At 53.2% G+C, this 18,918-nt stretch carries 10 protein-coding genes; 2 read left to right on the top strand and 8 right to left on the bottom strand.

Features of this window, described 5'->3' with window-relative positions; translation table 11 throughout:
• Positions 1-170: 170 nt before the first annotated feature.
• From BUB68_RS07375 to BUB68_RS07410, 8 genes are all read right to left on the bottom strand, one after another.
• Positions 171-1,433 (bottom strand): TIGR02679 family protein, encoded by a 1,263-nt coding sequence (locus BUB68_RS07375; protein ID WP_178139485.1) that lies wholly within the window; start codon positions 1,431-1,433, stop codon positions 171-173.
• On the bottom strand, positions 1,423-5,586 hold the full coding sequence (locus BUB68_RS07380; RefSeq protein WP_073089629.1) for a TIGR02680 family protein: 4,164 nt from the start codon (positions 5,584-5,586) through the stop codon (positions 1,423-1,425). The genes BUB68_RS07375 and BUB68_RS07380 overlap by 11 nt, the downstream gene beginning before the upstream one ends.
• Positions 5,583-6,797: a TIGR02678 family protein gene (locus tag BUB68_RS07385; RefSeq protein ID WP_073089631.1), complete on the bottom strand. Its 1,215-nt coding sequence runs from the start codon at positions 6,795-6,797 to the stop codon at positions 5,583-5,585. The genes BUB68_RS07380 and BUB68_RS07385 overlap by 4 nt, the downstream gene beginning before the upstream one ends.
• 3 nt (positions 6,798-6,800) lie before the next feature.
• Positions 6,801-8,282 carry a TIGR02677 family protein gene (locus BUB68_RS07390; protein WP_073089634.1) on the bottom strand — a complete coding sequence of 494 codons (1,482 nt, stop codon included), beginning with the start codon at positions 8,280-8,282 and terminating at the stop codon, positions 6,801-6,803.
• Between the two features lie 99 nt (positions 8,283-8,381).
• Positions 8,382-10,013, bottom strand: coding sequence for a ShlB/FhaC/HecB family hemolysin secretion/activation protein (locus BUB68_RS07395; protein ID WP_178139486.1), 1,632 nt, complete (start codon positions 10,011-10,013; stop codon positions 8,382-8,384).
• A gap of 79 nt (positions 10,014-10,092) precedes the next feature.
• Positions 10,093-14,376, bottom strand: coding sequence for a beta strand repeat-containing protein (locus BUB68_RS07400; protein ID WP_073089639.1), 4,284 nt, complete (start codon positions 14,374-14,376; stop codon positions 10,093-10,095).
• 410 nt (positions 14,377-14,786) lie between these two features.
• A complete protein-coding gene (locus BUB68_RS07405) occupies positions 14,787-15,131 on the bottom strand; it encodes a HepT-like ribonuclease domain-containing protein (protein ID WP_014424048.1) in 345 nt (114 codons plus the stop codon).
• The gene (locus BUB68_RS07410; RefSeq protein WP_014424047.1) at positions 15,121-15,402 is read right to left on the bottom strand and encodes a nucleotidyltransferase family protein; all 282 of its coding nucleotides are present in this window, start codon (positions 15,400-15,402) and stop codon (positions 15,121-15,123) included. The genes BUB68_RS07405 and BUB68_RS07410 overlap by 11 nt, the downstream gene beginning before the upstream one ends.
• Positions 15,403-15,598: 196 nt before the next feature.
• On the opposite strand from BUB68_RS07410, the gene BUB68_RS07415 reads away from it, so the two are divergent.
• The gene (locus BUB68_RS07415; protein ID WP_073089642.1) at positions 15,599-17,551 is read left to right on the top strand and encodes a peptidase U32 family protein; all 1,953 of its coding nucleotides are present in this window, start codon (positions 15,599-15,601) and stop codon (positions 17,549-17,551) included.
• Positions 17,552-17,573: 22 nt separating this feature from the next.
• Positions 17,574-18,872: an aspartate aminotransferase family protein gene (locus tag BUB68_RS07420; protein WP_073089645.1), complete on the top strand. Its 1,299-nt coding sequence runs from the start codon at positions 17,574-17,576 to the stop codon at positions 18,870-18,872.
• Positions 18,873-18,918 lie beyond the last annotated feature (46 nt).

The following is an 18,918-nucleotide window of genomic DNA, read 5'->3' on the forward strand; positions in this document are numbered from 1 at the left end:
TATAACCCTAAATCCATTCTCCAAGCATTTCCGTACAATTTAAGAAGGGATTACCGCCAATACGATAATCCCTTTATTTTGAATCGTCCACTAAAGCAGGACCTCTCTTATTATTCTCATTATAGCATAAACATATTATAGTATCAACCAATATTTTCCATTCGCCCGCCTTACTTGTTCCACAAATCAGCCTGCAGTTCCTGGAGCAAACTTTCCTGATACAGCACCTTTTGTTCTTGCCGCATGGCTGCCACCAAGGGCGTCAGCTGCGGGTGATTGCTTGTGGGCAGTTTTTTCAGCCGGTTTTCCGGCAGGAGCAGATTGGCCTGGGCGTACTCGTTCACAGACATATGCCAGAGGGCGGCTCCTTCGTAGCGATTCAGGATATGGCTGGCAATGCTCAGTCCTTCCGGGTCGAAATCCCCGGCATATAGCAGGCGGATACCACTTGCGGCCAGACGATCCAGCAATGCCCAGGAAGCAGCCTTCAGCTGTCCATGGAGGGCCACCAACGGCACAGACTTCTGCCGAGCCTGCAATCCGTCCAGCAAGGTGGAGAACACGCCGGAATTCTCTACGATATAGACCGTATCGGCATTTCCCTCCACCGGCAGGATTCGCTCAGCGGCTGCAATTTCCCGCAGAGGCACATTCAAAGGAGCATAGCTATTGGCCGCCTCCCGCCAATAGGCTATTTCTCCGCCATCTTCGCCGTAGGCCTTCAGGCCGTAAACCGTGGCAAAGTTCAGGATATCGTCACGGATCAGGCGGTATTTATACAGCAGCTCTGTGCGTGCGTCAGCAGCAGATGGAACGTTCTCCCCCTGCAAAAAGGCCAGAGCCTGCAAGAAAAGCCGTCCCTCGGTACGGTCAAAATCCAATGCATGGGGATTTTGCGCCACCCGGTTGGCAAACAGGGGCAACCGCTCATATTTGGCGGGCAGCATTGCTAAAGCGCAGGCCACCGTAGCCAGAACATCTTCCTGCTGATATAATTCTTTGGCAAACAGATGAAGATTTCCCTGGGCCAAAGCCTGCAACCAGCGCCTGGCAGGTCCAGCCGGGTATTTTGCCAGCAGCCTGTCCATGATTTCCTGCCGTTTCGCCTGTTCCTGCTGCCGTTCTTCCCGCTTGGTGATGAAATTCCCGGGCATCAGGGAAAGCAGGAAATCCGGCAAGGGAATGCTCCCGAAACGGGTTTTCTCCCAGGCTGCGGAAAATTCCTTATAAGACACGGAATCTGCTTCACCAAACTTGCGGCGCAGGAAGGCCGCTAAAGACCGCTGTTCCTCCACCGTAAGCGAAGTCAGGGACACCCGCCCGCCGAAATGGCCCAGACTGCGATACTTGCGGCAAAACTCTTTCGCCAACGCCAGCAATATTGCATGACCTTTAAAATACGCCGCCGCTTCCGCTGCCAGCTTATCCTTCACGGCTATCCTCCAACATCACATCACGGCTATGGCCATTCCAATGATAGCCCAGCACCGATACATAATTGGCATTCAGAGGACGCAGCAGCTCATAGATATTGAGGCTGGGCACCACATCATAATCGCCCCAGATGGCCTGGGAGTTCATGATGTAGTTGAAGCCCATCTGCTCCACCAGCCGGAACATATCCCGCATATTCTGCTCGTCCACCCCGGCAAAAGCCTCATCCAACGTAATCAGACGGGGCGCATCCTTGCCGGCATCCAGATAGCGGGAATAAGCCGCCGAAAACAAGGGCACATACATGGCCATGGCCTTTTCGCCGCCACTGAAGCGGAAGAATGCCTTGTCCGTAAGTTCCCGCCGCTGAATCTGCTCACCCTTGTCATAATAGAGACGGAAGCGGAACCACTGCCGGTAATCCAGCTGTTCCCGCACCGAAGCCTGAAAGGCATCTGCATCCTTTTCCTGCAGCTGAGCCTCTTCCCTGGCCCGCCGTATCCGGGAGGAAAAATGTTTCTCCAGCCGCTTCATGTCTGCTTCCTTCATCAATTCCGGATCGCTGTGCAAAAGTTCCACCAGTTCGGCCGTGTCCAGCTCGTTATCATCCTCGCCCGTAAGAGGCTTCCATTCCAGCCGGAACCGCAGGGCACTGGAGGTTTCGCTTTTACCCATGAGCTTGTTCATCTTCTTAATCCAATCCTCTGCACCGTAGATCTTTTCGCTGATGGTGCGACCGATGCTGTTGAGGATGATCTCCTGATAGATCCGCTTGTCCTGCTCGGACAGCAGGCTTTCCTGTTCCAGCAGATGGTCCTTGAGCTGCTGGAGCTGCTCATAGGGGCTCAACGGCTTGCCGCCGGCCTCAGTCAAAGCCAGCTGCCGCACCGCATAATCCCGCAGGGTATCCAGACGGGGCAGGAAAATCTCCTCATCTTCCGGGGAAATTTCCGGCAAATCGCCCAGTTCGTCCACATTTTCCCGCAGGGATAAGCGGTACTCAGCAATTTCATCCCGCTGTCTGGCATACTGGCTTTCCACATCCTGGGCCAGAGAATGCAGGGTCTTGTTGTCACGGCTCTTTTGCCGGGCCTGCATAAGCTCCCGCAGATTCTTCTTGTCCAAATCCACAAAGCCCCGCTTCTGCTCAGCCTGCAGAAGTTTCTGCCATAAAACCAGCAGCTTTCCATAGACCTGCTGCCGGCGCCGGCTTTGCTCCAGCTGACTAGCCAATGTCTGCCGGCTGCTTTCATTCTGTCCCAGCAGCTGGGATACCTGCCGGATTTCCTGGGGGATATGCCTGAGGCGTTCCACCACTTCGGCAATGCGGGCTTCAATGGCCGCCGCATCCATCCGGGCCAGCTGCTCCTGCAGGGCAGAGATATTCTTCTCCAACCGGGCGATATTCATATCCTTGTCCAGAAGTTCCCCCTTGAGGGCATCCACTTCCTCTCGGACATATTCCGCCTCCTGGCTCTGCTGCCGGAACAGCTCCGCACTATGGGCATAGTTAGCCTGCATAAGGGTGAGCTTGTGCCAGACTTCGCCATAATCGTGGAGGGCGGCCAAAGCTTCCTCATAGGCAATGGCGGAAAACGCCAGCCCCGTATCGCCACGCTCAGCAATGATTCCGGCCCGTTCGTCCCGCATTTCCAGGGTCAGCTTCTTCTGCCTGTCCGCCAATTCACCCAGCCTGTGCTGCTGTCGTTCAATATCCCGTTCCCGGCTGCGCAGTTCATCATAAACCGACTGTACCTCCTGCTGATCCGGGAAATCCTCCCGAGCCTTCAGCAGGCAGTCATTTTCAGCCAGCAGGCTGCTTTCCTGCTTCTGCACATGGGCAAACTCTGCCTGCAAGCCGGCAATTTCCGCTTCCTTAGCGGCAATCTGCTGACGGCGGTAATTTTCCCGGGCCTGCTTGCCGATAAAGAGCTCTGCCGGGCGCTGGGCTGCCCGTCCTGCCAGTGTACCGAGCCGATAAGCTCCATCCACCACATTCAGGGCAATGCCATTGCCCTTGCCGTATACTTCACTGCTGATGGCAATGCTGCCCAAAACGTCAGCAATGCGTTCCCTGGCGATACCGCTCTCTCCGGGCACAGGTTCCAGATAATCCAGCAGGGATTCAGCCAGCATCACTGGCTCGCCGCTGAAGAGCACCGTGCCCCGCATGGATTCCGGCAGTTTTTGCGCCGCCTCATTGGAAGCCAGCAGCAAAGAGTTCAGTAAGCCAGCTTCCAGCAATGCCGATTCCAGCCGTTCCCGCATGTCTGAGGAAACCGTGCTTCTGTACTCCGTGGCTTCGTATAAGGGCACATAGGCGAGGCCCTGGGCTGTCAGTTCCTGACGGGCAGCTGCCCAGGCTTCCTGCAGTTCTGGTTCAGCCTCCTTTGTCTGACGCAGGCTTGCCAGTTCTGCCTGCGCTTCGGCCAGCTGACCGGTCAGTTCCTGCTTATTCAGCTCCACCTTGCCGATAGCTGCATTCAGGCTGCGTTGCTTTTCGCTGACAATGGTTCCCAGCTGATTCTGGATATCCAGCCAGGAGGTTGTGCTAAAAAGTTCCCGCAAACTGCCAGCCAGGCGGATTTCTGCGTCTTTGTCCATTGGCAGCAGGGCCTGCCAGCGGGCTTTCCATTCATAGAAGGCCTCGACCAGCTGTTCCCGTTCCTGGACCAGCATTTCTGTCAGCCGTTCTTCTTCATGGCGGTACTGATCCAGCCGGCGGTTTTCCTCGCCCAGTTCCTGCTCCCATTGCTGCAGCTTTTCCAACGACTGCTCGTACTGCAGCATCTGCTTATGAAGTTTCTGCAGGCTCTGCAGCTGATTCTGCCGTTCCCGGCGCCAGAGGTGGAAATGCTCCTCACAATCCGGCGAGGACAGCTGGAAGCCCTCCTGAAAAGCGGCGTGGCTGTCAAAGTCCGCCTGCTCCGCCAGATCCGTCAAATCCTCCAGAATATCAGCCACCTGTTTTTCCAATTGGGCCAGATCAGCCTCTTCCTGCCGCATCTGCTCCTGCAGGGACAGTTCCCGCCGGCGTTTTTCCAGCAGGCTGTCATCCTTACGCTGTTTCTCTGCCTGCTCTTTAGCCAGCTGCAATTCTGCTTCCTTTTTCCTTTCGGCAGCCTTATAGGCTTCATGCTCCTGCAGGCTGGCCTGTTCCTGCCGCAGGGCTTCTTCTTCCACCGTCAGGCTCTGCAACCGCTCACTGGCCTCTGCCGCCTGTTTTTCTGCCGCCAGCAGTTCCTCCTGCTGGGCCCCCGCCTGCTTGTTCAGACGGTTGAGGGCCTTCTGGCAATCGGCCTCAGCCAAAGCCCGCTCTGCCAGCACCGCCGTATTATAGGCGGTATACGCTCGGCAGATATTCTGAAAGGCCCCCCGCTCCCGCTTGAGCTGTTCGATTGCCAGCCTGGTCTTTTCCATATTTTCCAGCGTCTCCGCCAAAGGCCGCAAATCCTCATCCGAAAGGGTGGGCAGAGAGGCATTCAAAATCTCATAGATGACACTGGGCTTGAAATCCCGGGATAATTTCGGACTGCGAAGCTGAATGAGCAGCTTCATCAATTCCTCGTATTTGCAGATATCCTCATAGCCAAAGACATACTGATTCACCATGGCCATGTATTCCCGCTGCTCCGTGGTCACCCGGCCGTCCTGGCCGATGGCATTTTCCAATTCCCGGCGGGTCAAAGGAATCTTCTGTTCTTCTCCCGTTTCCGGGTTCTTCGTCAGATGATAGAGAGACAGATCCTCGCCGATACGGCGGCCATTCTGCAGTACAAAGCCCCAAAAGTCCACCTTGGAATTGCCCCGGCGGGCATGAAGGCCAATGCCTGTGGTGATGTACTGCTCACTGTTTGCCCGCTTGTATTCCAGATAAAGATAGCCAGTACGTTCCTCGTATTCGCTGATTTCCTTTTCCCCCAACAGATAATCATCCATGGTACGGGATTTGGAACCAAAGCTGTCCAGACGATCCGCCCGCTTCACGCCATCCAGCAGCACCGTAATCAGGCTCTGCATGGTAACGGACTTGCCAGAACCGTTGCTGCCCCGCAAAAGCAGCCTGCCATCGGCAAAGTAAAACTCCGCCTCATCATAATACCAATAATTCAAAATGCCTGCCCGATAGGCCTGCCAACGATTGTCGCTCATTCCTTGTCCTCCGTTTTGCCCCGCTCGGCACTCTTGCCTGGCTGATAATCCGTGGGATAGCTGCCATCATAGCGCAGCAGGGCCGGCAATAATGTAATCAGGCCATCCTCTGCCACTTTGGCCATCCCCCAGGCCGTCATTTCCGCCAGCACATTCTCCGCCAGCCGTTTAACGCTCATTTCCCGGTATTCCTTGGTCCAACCGTGGCCCACAGCCGCCTGTAATTTCTCCATATGCACCTGCCATTCCGTTTTGCTCAGGGAAGTCACCTGTGGCGAAACCTCTCGCCAATAATGGGCAAAATGCAACAACACATCATGAAGCCCCCGGAACCGGACCGGGAAACTGTCCTTGACCCAGGATGACTGCTCATGAGAAACCGCCATCACGGCATCCTGATAAAGTTCCACATGGAGGCCGAACCATTCCAGCATCGCCTCTTCCAGCCGGCCATGACGCTTGCGCAGATAGAGGAAATCCCCTTCCGACTCTGTATCCCGATAGTACACAGGACTTAAGAGCACTTCCCGATATAGCCTGTGCCGCCGCTGCCGCAGAGCCGTGGCCTCCTCATCAATCTCCGGCATGAAATCCGCCGCCCCCAGTTCTGCCAGGCTGTCATAGGCCCCCAATTCCTGGGGAAAATTCCGCAGGAAATACCGGGCCAATACCGTCACCTCATAGAGTGCCTCGCCGGCAATATTGCCATCGCTGCCATAGCCCTGACTCAAAAAGGCCACGCTTTCATCATCCACAATCTGCAGGATTCCCTCATCGGCCAGATATTTCAGCACCCGAATCAGGGACTTGCGCCAGTTGTAGGATTCCCAATTCAACTTAGGAGTATAAGCACCCTCCGGATAATAGGAAAGCAATGCCTCAGCCAAATCCCCCAGCAGGAACTGCCCGCCGGCCTCATATTCTTCCAAAAAGGCCATGACGCAGGCCAGCAGCACATAATCCTCCACGCTCTGCATGGCCTCTATGCCCATAAAAGGCCGGGGATTGGCGGGGATTTTCTCCAATTTGTAAAACTGCGGCGTTACCAGCAGAGGCCAGCCGCATTTGTCACGGAAAAATTGCCGCAACGCTTTTTCGTTACGGCGTACCAATAAGTATTCATCGGGCATGTCCTTGCGGGTTACCCAGCGGTTTTCCACAAGCAGCTGGGCGGCCTGCCGGAGTTCATCCTGTCCGTCTGTAATTGCCATCTGTTATCCGTTTCCTTTCTGCATCCGAAACTTCATGGGAGGCAGTGAGAAGTCACCATCCTCGCAGTGCAGGGTAATGCGCCCTTTCGCCTGCCGGTCATAGATAAGTTCCACCGTGCTACCCAGTTCCGTGCGCACAGGATTGCGCTGCAAAGCACGGGCCACCCAGCTCAGCAGCATCTGCCGCGCCTCGCGGCTGATAACAGGCAGCGAGGCAAAATCGATTACGCCATCAGCGGTCAGGCCATTCATCACCACTGCCAGCTTTTCCTGCTGGGCCAGATGCTGCTGACGGGCTTCTTCCTTAGCCGCAGCATACTGGCGGATGGGTACCTGCCGCTGGCGTTCCCGATAGGTGCTCACCCGTGGCTTCAGCATAATCCTCGTCGGCACTTCATCCTGAATATGACTGTTCATATCCTCCATTTCCCGGCTTTCCCCATAGAAATGCCGCCCGCCGGCGGGACCAAAGGCCACAGCACTGAGGCAATCCGCCTCCTCCTTGCTGGAAAGATGGGAGAACCAACGCGCCAACTGGATATACTCAGCCTTGCGGCTGCGGAAGGTCTGATGCTGTTCCGCCAACCGCTGGGCAAATTTCGTAATGCGGCGGATGGTGTCCACCGTTTCCTTGGACAGGGCCGACAACTCACTTTCCCGATAACTGTTGCCCATAAACCATTCCCGCATGACCAGAAAACTCTCCTGATAATCTTCCATGTAGGTTTCCCGGCTCTTCTCCTCCCCCAGCCGGGGAATGGACAGCTGATAATCCGTCAGCCGGGAAAATAAGGCTGCCTCCTGCTCAGGTGTGCTGCCCTGAAAGAGATTTTCCATCCGCTTGGCCGACCGCTGCAGGCCAATGACAAAAGTCTGCAGATATTTGGTAAAACGATCCTTATACGCTACAAAGGCTGTGGTCTGCATCCGTTCTTCCACCTTGGCGCTCTTCAGATGGGCCAGATAATCGGAAGAATTCTGCACCAGTGTATGGAAATAATGCTCCAGATCCACCCAGGTCTGATTCAGTTCCTTCGATGTAAGTTCCTGCCCGGACACTAAAAAATCCCGTAAGGCGCGCAGAATGCGGTCAAACTGCGTAGTTTCCAGTGAACCGCTAAACTCCGTGCCCAGGGATTGCAATTTCTCCACCATGCGCTCAATCTCCACCGTATAAGGCGTGCATTGATAGCGATAGCGTTTCTTCTTAAAGTCCGCAATGCTCTTGGAGCGTCCTGTTTCCTGATGGGGAATAAGGTTTTTCCAGCCCACCAGCGTAGCAAGATCCTGCTCCAACTGCTCGAAAGTATACGCCTGAAAATGAGGATCCTTTTTCAGCTCGTGAAAAATATCCTCAGGATAAACATAGGTCTGCATATGTTCATGGCGCTTAAAGCAAAAATGCAAAATAGAGCGATAGCGCCAGGTATTGTCCGTATTCAAATAACTGACTTCCGCAATACGACGAAAATCCTGCTCCTCCATAAACAGCCCCCTCTCTTCATAATGCCACCATAAGACAGTATAGCAAAAGCCCCCGCCCAGCACAAGATGCAAAGACAGGGGGGCTTTTCTATTTTTGATTTAGAAGATTTTCCCAACCATGAACCAGATGCGGCCGCGGCTTTCGGCGTCGCGGGAGAGGTTGTCCGCAAAGCCGATACGCCGTGCGTAGTCTATTCTGGCAAACCAGTCGTTGGGCTGGGCGTAGGTCAGGCCAAGGCCCCAGCCTTTCAGGGTGGTAGCATTGCTGCCGGATTTTTCGGCTTTTACCCGTCCGGCATCAAAATAGGTGGACAGCGTCAAGCCCTTGACGGGGGTATGGTAGCGCAGTTCCAGATTGCCCAGGATGCCCTCATCACCGGAGGCTTCGCCCTGCGGGTAAGCCCGGATCCCCTTGGCACCACCTAAGTAGATATGCTCGCTGCTGTCCAGGTTGCTGGCGGCTTTCTGGCCGGAGAGTTTCAGCATCACATCGAAGGGGCCGCCCAGTTTCTGCAGGGCCGTGGTGTCAAAAGTGCCCTTGAAGAAATGACCTTTGTAGGCACCGGCATCGGCCAGGACAGCTGCCACCTGGGAGCCGGGCACCAAGTTGCCGTTATGCAATGTCACATTGTACTGCAAGGCACTTTGGGCTGTGCGGGCACGTCCATCAAGGCCAAGGCTCACGCTATGGGAATGGCGGTCACCGAAATCCACATGGTTGAATTCGTCCGTCAACTGACGGTAGTTATAGGCATAGACAAGGTTCAGGCCATTCGTGGCTGTATTCTGCAGCGGGGTTCTGCCATAGAGGCTGATGGTGTTGGACTTACCTTTCACTCCCAGCTGACTCCAGATGCTGCCCAGTTCATAGTTGGAATGGCTGAAACCTACGCCCATGACTGTGGCGCTATGTCCCACCGGTGTTTCCAGACCGATATTATAGCCCCGCTGATGACTGTTGGAAATCAAGCCACCGGCATTGATCCTGGCCCCGGAGCCCTCCAGATTCCGCCAGTCAGCCTGCAAACCGTAGCGGTAACGGCCCGAAGCCCGACTGCCATAGTTTTCGGCATAGAGCACATAGGCGTCCACATCGCCTTTATCCACTTTGACCGTCAGATTGCTGGTACCCTGTTCTGCACCCGGCGACAGGCTAGCCCGGACATTGATGCCCGGCAGGTCCCGCAAGTTGCGCAGGGCTTTTTCCAACTTTTTGGTACGGACGATATCTCCGGTCTTCAGCCCTGCCAGATAACCCTTGGGCAGACGCTCCTGCAGGACGCCATCATTGACAATGGTGATCTTATCGAAGCGTCCCGGCTCGATATTGAGCTGCAGATTTCCCTTTTTGGCCGTCTGTTCGGGAATATAAGCAATGGCAGCCGGATAACCTGCCTTGCGGGCATAGGCGGTGATTTCCGCCACAGCCGCATTGAGTTCCTGAGCCGTTATTTCCCTGCCGACAATCTTTTGGGTGATGGCCTGCAATCTTGCCTCTTTCAGCTTCATGCCATCATGGTTTACCTTGATGCTTTGCAGCTTGAACTTCGTACCTGTGGGGACAGCCGCAGGAGTGGTATTATCATTTTCCACTACAACCTTGTTATCCGTCACCTGTGGCTTTTCCAGGCTTTCCCCAGGGCTCGGCACGGCAGGTGCCGCCCCGGCGGTAAAAGGAACCATCATGCAAGTGGCCGCTAACAGCGAAACCAGCCCCTTAGTGCTGCTCACGAAGCGTTCTTGTCTGCGTTGATTTCTGATGCGTCTTGCTCTTGTCTGTCTCAAATCCATCTACCTCGATTTCTATGCTTTATTCACTTTCCTGAGTTGCTACCTTTTCGGCATTCATGGAATCCGGCGGGTTGACACCATCGTTTTCCACGGTAAGAATGCCATCGCCATCCAAAACATTATGCACTACCTGTTTTTCGCCAACGGACTGTGCCGTTTCTTCCTGCTTGTCGCTGTCACCATGAGTGGTCGCCGTGGTGGAGGCAGTCTCTACACTCTCCTCCTGTTTGTTGTCCTCCTGGGTTGCAGCAGGTTCCGAACTTGCCGCCTGTGGTTCTGCCACAGAAGCAGGTGCAGGTGCGGGTTCCGGTGCGGCTGGCGCAACCGTTTCGACACTGGGTACAACCGCTGCCGGAGCCGGAGCAGCTACGGCCACCACCTCTTCCACCTTTTCAATGGAGGAGCCCATATCTTTCAACGTGTCCTCCATCACATCCACCACAACTGACGGTGCATTGGCCGTAATGGAACTGTTGGTGCTGGGCACATAGGTCAGGGTGTAGTTCTGGCCGGCGTTGCCATCATTGACGGTCACATCGGACAATGTCAAAGTCTTGCCCGTACCGACTTCCTTATTGTCAAAGGCAAATATTCCGCCGCTTAACGCATCTTCACCAAGCAGCTGACCGAAAGTCAGGCTATATTCTGCTCCGGGAGCCGTGACCGTACCGTCATATTCCTTGGTATAATCTTTTACCGTCAATGTCAGCGGGGCGGCGGTGATGGTGCTATTCGTGCTGTTTACTATGGTCAAATCGTAGTTCTTGCCCTCGTTGCCGTCATTGACCGTCACTCCCGTCAGGCTGACTGTCTTGCCCGTGCCGGCATTTTTATCCGCATAGTCATAAGTGCCACCACTCAGGCTGTCTGTGCCATAGAGGGTACCACGCATTGCGTACTGGCCATCGGTCACTTCCGTGGTGCCATCATACTGCTTGCTGGTATCGACAACTGCCAGTGACAGCGGTGCGGCGGTGATGGTGCTGTTCGTGCTGTTCACGATGGTCAAATCGTAGTTCCTGCCCTCGTTGCCATCATTGACCGTCACCCCCGTCAAGCTAACTGTCTTGCCCGTGCCGGCATTTTTATCCGCATAGGCATAAGTGCCACCACTCAGGCTGTCTGTGCCATAGAGGGTACCGCGCATTGCGTACTGGCCATCGGTCACTTCCGTGGTGCCATCATACTGCTTACTGGTATCGACAACTGTCAAAGTCAGTGGGGCGGCGGTGATGATTCCTGCCCCTGTTGCCGTCTTATCAATCGAATAGTTGTCTGCCTTAGTCCCCGTCAGGGAAACTTCAGTATAGCTGACCGTGCGGCTACCGGCATTCTTCGCATCATAGGCAGCGTCAGCATTGACGCTTACAGCATTCTTGTCTGCATCCAGCACTCCTGCCAGTGTACCTGCTCCTGCAGTTCCCGCAGTCGTGCCGTCATAAGTCTTGCTGATGTTCGCAAAGGTTACTGTAAGGGGTTTCGGCGTAATGGTTCCTGTGCTCTGATAGGATTTTGTCAAATCATAATTGCCTGCATCTGTGCCATGAATATCAATGGCCGTGTAGGTAACAGGCTGATTCTTCCCGGCATCAACCGCACCATTGTCAAACGTTCCCACAACCTTGGCGCCGAAATCATCTCCCTCAACAACACCCACAATGCTGGCTTCGCCAGTGGCATCATTCGTGCCATCATAGACCTTGGTGAAACTTTCCGCCGTCATGCTGAGAGCTTTCTTGGTAATGGTGTTCCCCGTGCTAGTGGTGGTTACCTGATAATTCTTCCCCAGCCCGGTAACGATCATGGCTTTATCCGTGCCTGCATTCTTATCGCTATAGGCTGCTGCCAATGAACCTACACCGCCCAGGATATTGCCCTTGGTTGCCACCACTGTACCGCCGGTGGCCGTGGTGGTACCATCATAGGTCTTGCTGTAACCACTGGCTGTCAGTTCGAGGGCGATGGGAGAAATGGTCAAAGTGGCAGTGTCGCTGGCCGCCTTGATATTGTAGCCCTGCTGATCCGAATACAGGCTGGTAATGCCGCTGTAGCTATGGGTGCCGACTTCCGTATAGGACGGCAACTCACCGCCCAAAATCTTCGTGGTATCCAGCTTGGCAACATTGCCCAGGGTATGGGCCTGTCCGTCATAGGTAACGGTGGTATTTTCTAGTATCAGCGGCGTCAGGAAGGCCGTCAACAGCGGCATGGTCTTGCCTTCGTAGATGCGCCAGGGGGCAGTGGTGTCGGTACCGTCTTTATCGATAGCGAATCCAGCAAAGGTAGCCGCCTGTTTCATTGCAGACGCATCGCTGATTGCCTTTGCATTTTCGTAGTCTGCGTGGGAATCATTATTTCTTCTGCCTATTACTTTATCTTCCCAATAAGGGATTTCAGATGTTTGGTCAGATGATACTGTACCAGAACTATATACGTTTGCTATTTTCCCTCGTAAGGGAGCACCAACTATGCCAGCAATATAATCTCTTCCACCAGTCGTTTTTATGTTACCTGTATTGTAAGCGTTCGTAATTTCCCCGCCATAGGTATGATTTATACCTTGATTAGCCGATATTTCTCCCATACAACCTACGATACCGCCAACGCTGGAACTTCCGCCGACAACATCGCCTGTATTGTAGACATTGCGAATTATAGCCATACCATCAATTGCTGCGCCATTTTCTCCAGCTATGCCTCCTACATAATATGCAGAGCCAGTTACATTACCTGTATTATAAGCATTTTGAATAATGCCCTCGTTTTGGCCTGTAATACCACCTATCGCTTTTCCCGTACTGGTAATATCCCCAGTATTATAGGTATTGCTTATGTTTTGGGTATTTTTTCCTGCAATGCCGCCAACATATTGCTGGCCTGATACAACTCCCGTGTTTACCGCATTTTTTATGTCTTTTTGGTTCAGGCCTACAATACCGCCCACCCTTGTTTTGCCAGTTATCGTTCCGCTGTTGCTGACGTTCTCAACCAAATCACTGCGGTTACTGCCGGCAATACCGCCAACACCCTCGTTTATATTCTCAGTAGTATTTGTCACATTGCCAGTATTCGTGGCATTTTTCAGAGTCTTGTCGTTTGTCCCCACGATGCCTCCCGAAGCATAGGATGCTATTGCGGTGACTGTAGCATTATTTTTTGCCCCGTCAATCAAGCCAAGGTTGTATCCGGTAATGCCGCCACTTGAGTAATTGCTACCTGTCACCTCCACATTGTCATTGACAACATTTCGCAGTGTGCCGTAGTTAATACCTGCAACACTGCCGTTATAGCCATTACCGGTTAAAGTCAAGGTTGATTTCCCTGTTCCTAATTTCAGATTTTCAACCACTCCCGATGCTCCGATGGTTGCGAACAAGCCCGCACTAACAGAACCCTCATTCGTGTTGACATTTATGTATAAATTGTCGATGGTATAGTTTAACCCATCAAATCTGCCAGTAAACTTCTCCGCATCTACATTCCAGTGTGACACTCCCGTACTCCCTATGGGGGTGAAGTTCGAACCGCTCGCCGTATTCGCAGGAGCAGTCAGCGTAATATCATTTGCCAGCATATAATTGCCGGACAGGTTATTCTTGATATTCTGTAGTTCCTCCGCTGTGCTGACCAGCTTGTAATAGGTAGGGTCTGTACTGCCGCTGGCCAGTGCCAGGGCCGTATCATCCGTGCGTCCCACATGGAAGGCATCGGTGTTTTTCGCCTTGACTGCAAAGGAATTGGGTGCCGTCACATTGGCCACATTCTTGAAGGTGACATTATCGCCGTCCACCGTGATATCTTGGGCCGCAGTCAGAATTCCCTTGTTGACCACATCCCCTTTGAAATCCACTGCACTGTTAAGGGCAATCTGGGCAGTGGTGAAATCCGTTACACTGCCGCTGATGTCAGCGGTAGATAGATGCAGACTTCCCACATTGATGGTGGCCCCATCCCCAACCAAAATGCCGTTAGGATTCACCAGATACACATTAGCCTCACTGCCGGTAATGGCACCATAGATTTCCGAACGGTTAGCGCCCAGCACCACATTCAGATAACTGTTGGCTCCGGCAAAGTTTACGGTTTCATCTTTGGCAATGGAAAAATCCTGCCAGGTCAGCAAGTTGCTGGCAACACTGCTGGCAATATCCATTTGGGAACCGCTTTGCGTAATGGTGGCTGTCCCCGATGCTCCGCCTGTGGGCAAGGCCTGCGCTGCCGGCATAATGCTGAAGGCCCCGGCCATAATTGCCGCCAATATCCCATAACGGGCTTTCCGTGAAAGATTGTCATTCCTTTTCATCCTGCCTCATTCCTTTCCCATCAACAAACGAAAAAGCCTTCCCTCAGCAGGCAGACGGGCAGAAAACACCCGCCGTCCCGCTAAAGGAAGGCTCAAATCCACCGTTATTGACTTGTTGATAACCAGCTATGATCAAACGACAGTTGTCCCCCCCCGAAAGGACAGATTTAGGCACACAAAAAACGCCACAAATTTCCCCGCCCTGTAACGCCAATGTCTTCATACCTATCCCGCCTTTCGCAACGATAACAACTTCAGCAATCATAGTTTTTAATCTTCGCCCCTTAACAGCAAAATCCTGCCAAGGACGAAATTTTTTCCATCCTGTTATGTATATCGTGCAAAATCAGCCAAAACTTAAGCCCCCATCCTGCAATCTGCAAAATGAGAGCCCCTCTACTACTACAATTTTAATCTGTCCCTTGAGAAAGTATTCCACTTAACTGTTCTTTCAATACAGGAAAATCATCCACTACCACCTGGTACACATCTTCCATACGCAAAGTCTGATATTTATGTGCTGTGATATCACGAAATCCAGCCACTTGTTTCCATGGAATATCAGGATACCCTGTCCTCAGTTCATCCGTTACATTCTTTATCAATTCGCCGATATTGATGACAGTCATGCCAATAGCTCTTTTAAGCATTTCATTTTGCAAAAAATTTTCCAAGTTGCTGTTACCAAGCATTTCTGTGCCAACATTTATCTCTGAAATAATTTTCTGCAAAATAATCTTATCTCTATGCTGCATACAGGACAACCTCCTGCCCGACTTCAATCATATCCGACGCCCTAATCGGCCCATGTATCAAATCAACCTTGTTCTTGAGCAGTTCCTCCAAGTCACATTTCATACTAGAAAGCGTCAGCAAGGACACTGGCTGGGAAAATTCCACAATTAAATCTACATCACTGTCTTCTTTCGAGGTTCCCGCAGCCTGAGAGCCAAAAAGCGTAACACGGCTGACCGGATAACGTAATACCACCTGCAAGACTGCCTCTTTTATCAATGCAATTTGCATAGGAAATCCCCCCTTTAGCATCATTTTATCATAGAGAAAAGATTTTTTCCATATTTCACTAAGATGCTGCCTTTCCACGCTGACTATGTACAAATCACCCTACCCATGAATATTGATAGCACCTTCATTCTCTGCTATACTTATTAGTTGGGACTTATAATAAAAAACTATATCCAATAAAGGGGTTTGTAATTAAATGATTCTGAATCGTAAATCCGTAGAACTGCTGGCTCCAGCTGGTACCTGGGATGCTTTGGTGGCCGGTGTGGAATCCGGCGCTGATGCCTGCTACTTAGGCGGCAAGCATTTCAACATGCGCATGCATGAAGGTGACTTCAACTTTGATGATGAGATGCTCAAAAAAGCCATCGCCTACACCCATGAACATGGCGTGAAACTCTACATCACGCTGAACAACCTGATAAGTGACGAGGAAATCCCGGCGCTGCGGGAATATCTGACCTATCTCAATGAAATCCGTCCTGATGCCATTCTGGTGCAGGATTTTGCCGTGCTGGAACTCATCCATGAAATGGGCATCAAGATTCCCGTGCACACTTCTGTTATGATGAACACCCACAACGAGCACGCCATCGAAAAGCTCAAGGAATACGGCATCACCCGCGTGGTTGTTGGCCGTGAAATGACGCTCTCCGAGCTGTCCTTGTTCCGTGAGCGCACGGGCATCGAGGTGGAATACTTCATGCATGGCGATATGTGCATGAGCGAAAGCGGCCAATGCATCCACTCCGGCGTGCTCTTCGGCCAGAGCGGCAACCGTGGCCGCTGCCTGAAGCCCTGCCGCTGGGCTTATCAGCTTATTGACGAAAAGACTGGGGAAGTTCTGGACAAGGACAGCGAAGGTGCCTACAAGCTGGCCCTCAAGGATATGTGCATGTACCGCCATATCCCCCAGCTGATTCAGGCTGGCGTTTTCTCCTTCAAGATTGAAGGCCGCATGCGTCCGGCGCCCTTTATCCGCCGCATTGTCAGCACCTACCGCAAGGCCATCGACGAATACATCGCCGACCCTGCCGGCTGGCAGCCTGACGAAGAAGGCTGGAAGAGCCTCTATGAGAACCGCGCCCGTGACTTCACGACCACCTTTGCCTTCGGAGCTACGGACAAGAAGGATATCGGCTTTGACGGCCAGCGTGAGCCCCGCTTCTTCAGTGATGCAATCAAGGAAGCCGGTTTCCAGGACGAAATCCTCAAGCAGGAACGGGATATTGACAAGTCAAATCCTGACCACCGCACACTGAGCGTCCGTGTGGGCACCGTAGCTGCCGCCAAGGCGGTCATCGACAACGGCGCTGATGTGGTTTATGTCGGCGGCGAAGCCTTCCGCCCCAATAAGCCTTGCTCTTTGAACGATTATGCGGAAGTTATCGCTTATGCCAAGGGCAAGGCAAAAGTCGTCATCAATACGCCGCGCACCACCATGCGCCGGGAATGCGGCGAACTGGAGCAGTTCTTCACGGCCTTGAAGCAGCGTCCCGAACTCAAGGCTGACGGCCTTATGGTCAGCAACCTTGGCTCCCTGAAGCTGGCGAAACGCCTGACGAACCTGCCCATTCAGGCGGATTTGTCCTTCAACCTCTTCAACCATCTGGCCGCCAAGTTCCTCAAGGAAAACGGCCTGGTCATGGGTACGGCTTCCTATGAACTCTCCTTTGAACAGCTACGCGAAATCGTGGAAAGCTCCGAACTGCCCATCGAAGTTGTGGTACACGGCTCCTACGAGTCCATGATCTGCGACCACAATATCCCGGGCATGAGCCTGCCTTTCTTCAACGAACTGAACAATCCGGAAGTCCTCGACCGCCGCTATGCCCTGCTCGACAAGGCCGGTGAAAAGCACTCCCTGCGCATTGACCAGTTCGGCCGCAACCATATCTACTTTGCCAAGGACCTCTGCCTCTATCCGTACCTCAAGAAGTTCAACGGTTTGGGCGCATACCGCATCGAGGCACAGGATTACACGCCGGAATTTGCCGGCATGGTAACCCGCATTTACCGCAGCGCATTGGATAACCTCGCCGCTGGCAAGGAAGCCTTCCACGAAGACGACCTCGCCACACTCAAAAAAGGCCCCCGGGAGCTGGGCTTAGGCACTTACCGCTTCCGTCAGAGCCGCAATTCCATTTAACATATTTTAAGGGGACTTTGTTATGGAAAGCAAAAAATTCATTGGCCCTGAGGCCATTATCGAAAAGAAAAAAAAGTACATCATGCCCTGCCTTGGGCATTTCTATAAAGAGCCGGCCCAGATGGTCAAAGGCTCCATGCAGTACCTTTGGGACAGCACGGGCAAGAAGTATCTGGATATGTATGCCGGCGTGTCCGTCATGAACTGCGGCCACTGCAATCCGGAAATCCTGGAGAAGATGAAAGCTCAGATTGATGAATTGCAGCATGTCTGCAATATCTACCTGACGGAAAACTTCGTGAACCTGGCCGAAAAATTGGCGCAGGTCACGCCCGGCGATCTGCAGAAGTCCTTCTTCTGCTCCACGGGTTCCGAAGCCACCGAAGGGGCCTTCCTGCTGGCTTCCGTCTACACGGGCAACAGCGAAATCATCGCCCTGCGCCACGGCCTCCACGGCCGCACGAAGCTGGGCATGAGCGTCACAGGCCTCACCATGTGGCGCACGGACCCCAATCCCGTTGGCGGCATCCACTTTGCCCCCAACCCCAACTGCTATCGCTGCCCCATGAACAAAAAGTTCCCGGAATGCGATTACGCCTGTGCCAATGCCATCGAAGACCTCATCAAAACGTCCACTTCCGGCAAGCCCGGCGCTTTCATCGCCGAAACCATCCAAGGCAATGCGGGCTGCGTGGTACCGCCGAAAGGCTACTTCAAGCGCGTCAAGGAAATCCTCGACCAGTACAACACCCTGCTGATCATCGATGAGGTACAGACGGGCTTTGCCCGCAGTGGCAAGATGTTTGCCATCGAGAATTATGACGTGGTGCCCGATATCATGTGCATGGCCAAGGCTCTGGGCAATGGCGCGCCGATTTCGGCCTTCATCTCCACGGCCAAGATTGCCGACACCTACACCCGTCCCGGCGCTTCCACTCTCGGCGGCAACCCGGTGTCCTCCACTACAGCTATGGCAGTCCTCGATTATATCGAAGAACACAAGCTTATGGAAAACGCCGCCGCCCGCGGTGAGCAGCTCAGAAACGGTCTGTGGGAGCTGCAGAAGAAGCATCCCGTTATTGGGGATGTGCGCGGCCTTGGTTTGATGGACGGCGCGGAATTCATCCATGCCGACGGCAGCCCTGCACCGGAAGTCCTCGATGATGTATTGGAAACCCTCAAAGACCGCGGTTTCATCATTGGCAAGAACGGCGTAGACCGCAATGTCATGGCCTTCCAGCCGCCACTCGTCATCACTGAGGAAAATGTCAATGATGTGCTGAATGCCCTGGATTTGGTACTGACCGAAAAGAAACTGTAAAATCGCAATAAAAAAGAGGCAAATGCCTCTTTTTTTATTGCGATTT

This window comes from Pseudoselenomonas ruminantium (assembly GCF_900142515.1).
Lineage (GTDB): Bacteria > Bacillota > Negativicutes > Selenomonadales > Selenomonadaceae > Selenomonas_A > Selenomonas_A ruminantium_D.

Excerpts from the sequence above, each read along its gene's own strand:
- BUB68_RS07380 (WP_073089629.1), bottom strand. The coding sequence starts at position 5,586 with ATGAGCGACAATCGTTGGCAGGCCTATCGGGCAGGCATTTTGAATTAT.
- BUB68_RS07420 (WP_073089645.1), top strand. The coding sequence starts at position 17,574 with ATGGAAAGCAAAAAATTCATTGGCCCTGAGGCCATTATCGAAAAGAAA.
- BUB68_RS07390 (WP_073089634.1), bottom strand. The coding sequence starts at position 8,282 with ATGGAGGAGCAGGATTTTCGTCGTATTGCGGAAGTCAGTTATTTGAAT.
- BUB68_RS07410 (WP_014424047.1), bottom strand. The coding sequence starts at position 15,402 with ATGCAAATTGCATTGATAAAAGAGGCAGTCTTGCAGGTGGTATTACGT.
- BUB68_RS07405 (WP_014424048.1), bottom strand. The coding sequence starts at position 15,131 with ATGCAGCATAGAGATAAGATTATTTTGCAGAAAATTATTTCAGAGATA.
- BUB68_RS07385 (WP_073089631.1), bottom strand. The coding sequence starts at position 6,797 with ATGGCAATTACAGACGGACAGGATGAACTCCGGCAGGCCGCCCAGCTG.
- BUB68_RS07415 (WP_073089642.1), top strand. The coding sequence starts at position 15,599 with ATGATTCTGAATCGTAAATCCGTAGAACTGCTGGCTCCAGCTGGTACC.
- BUB68_RS07400 (WP_073089639.1), bottom strand. The coding sequence starts at position 14,376 with ATGAAAAGGAATGACAATCTTTCACGGAAAGCCCGTTATGGGATATTG.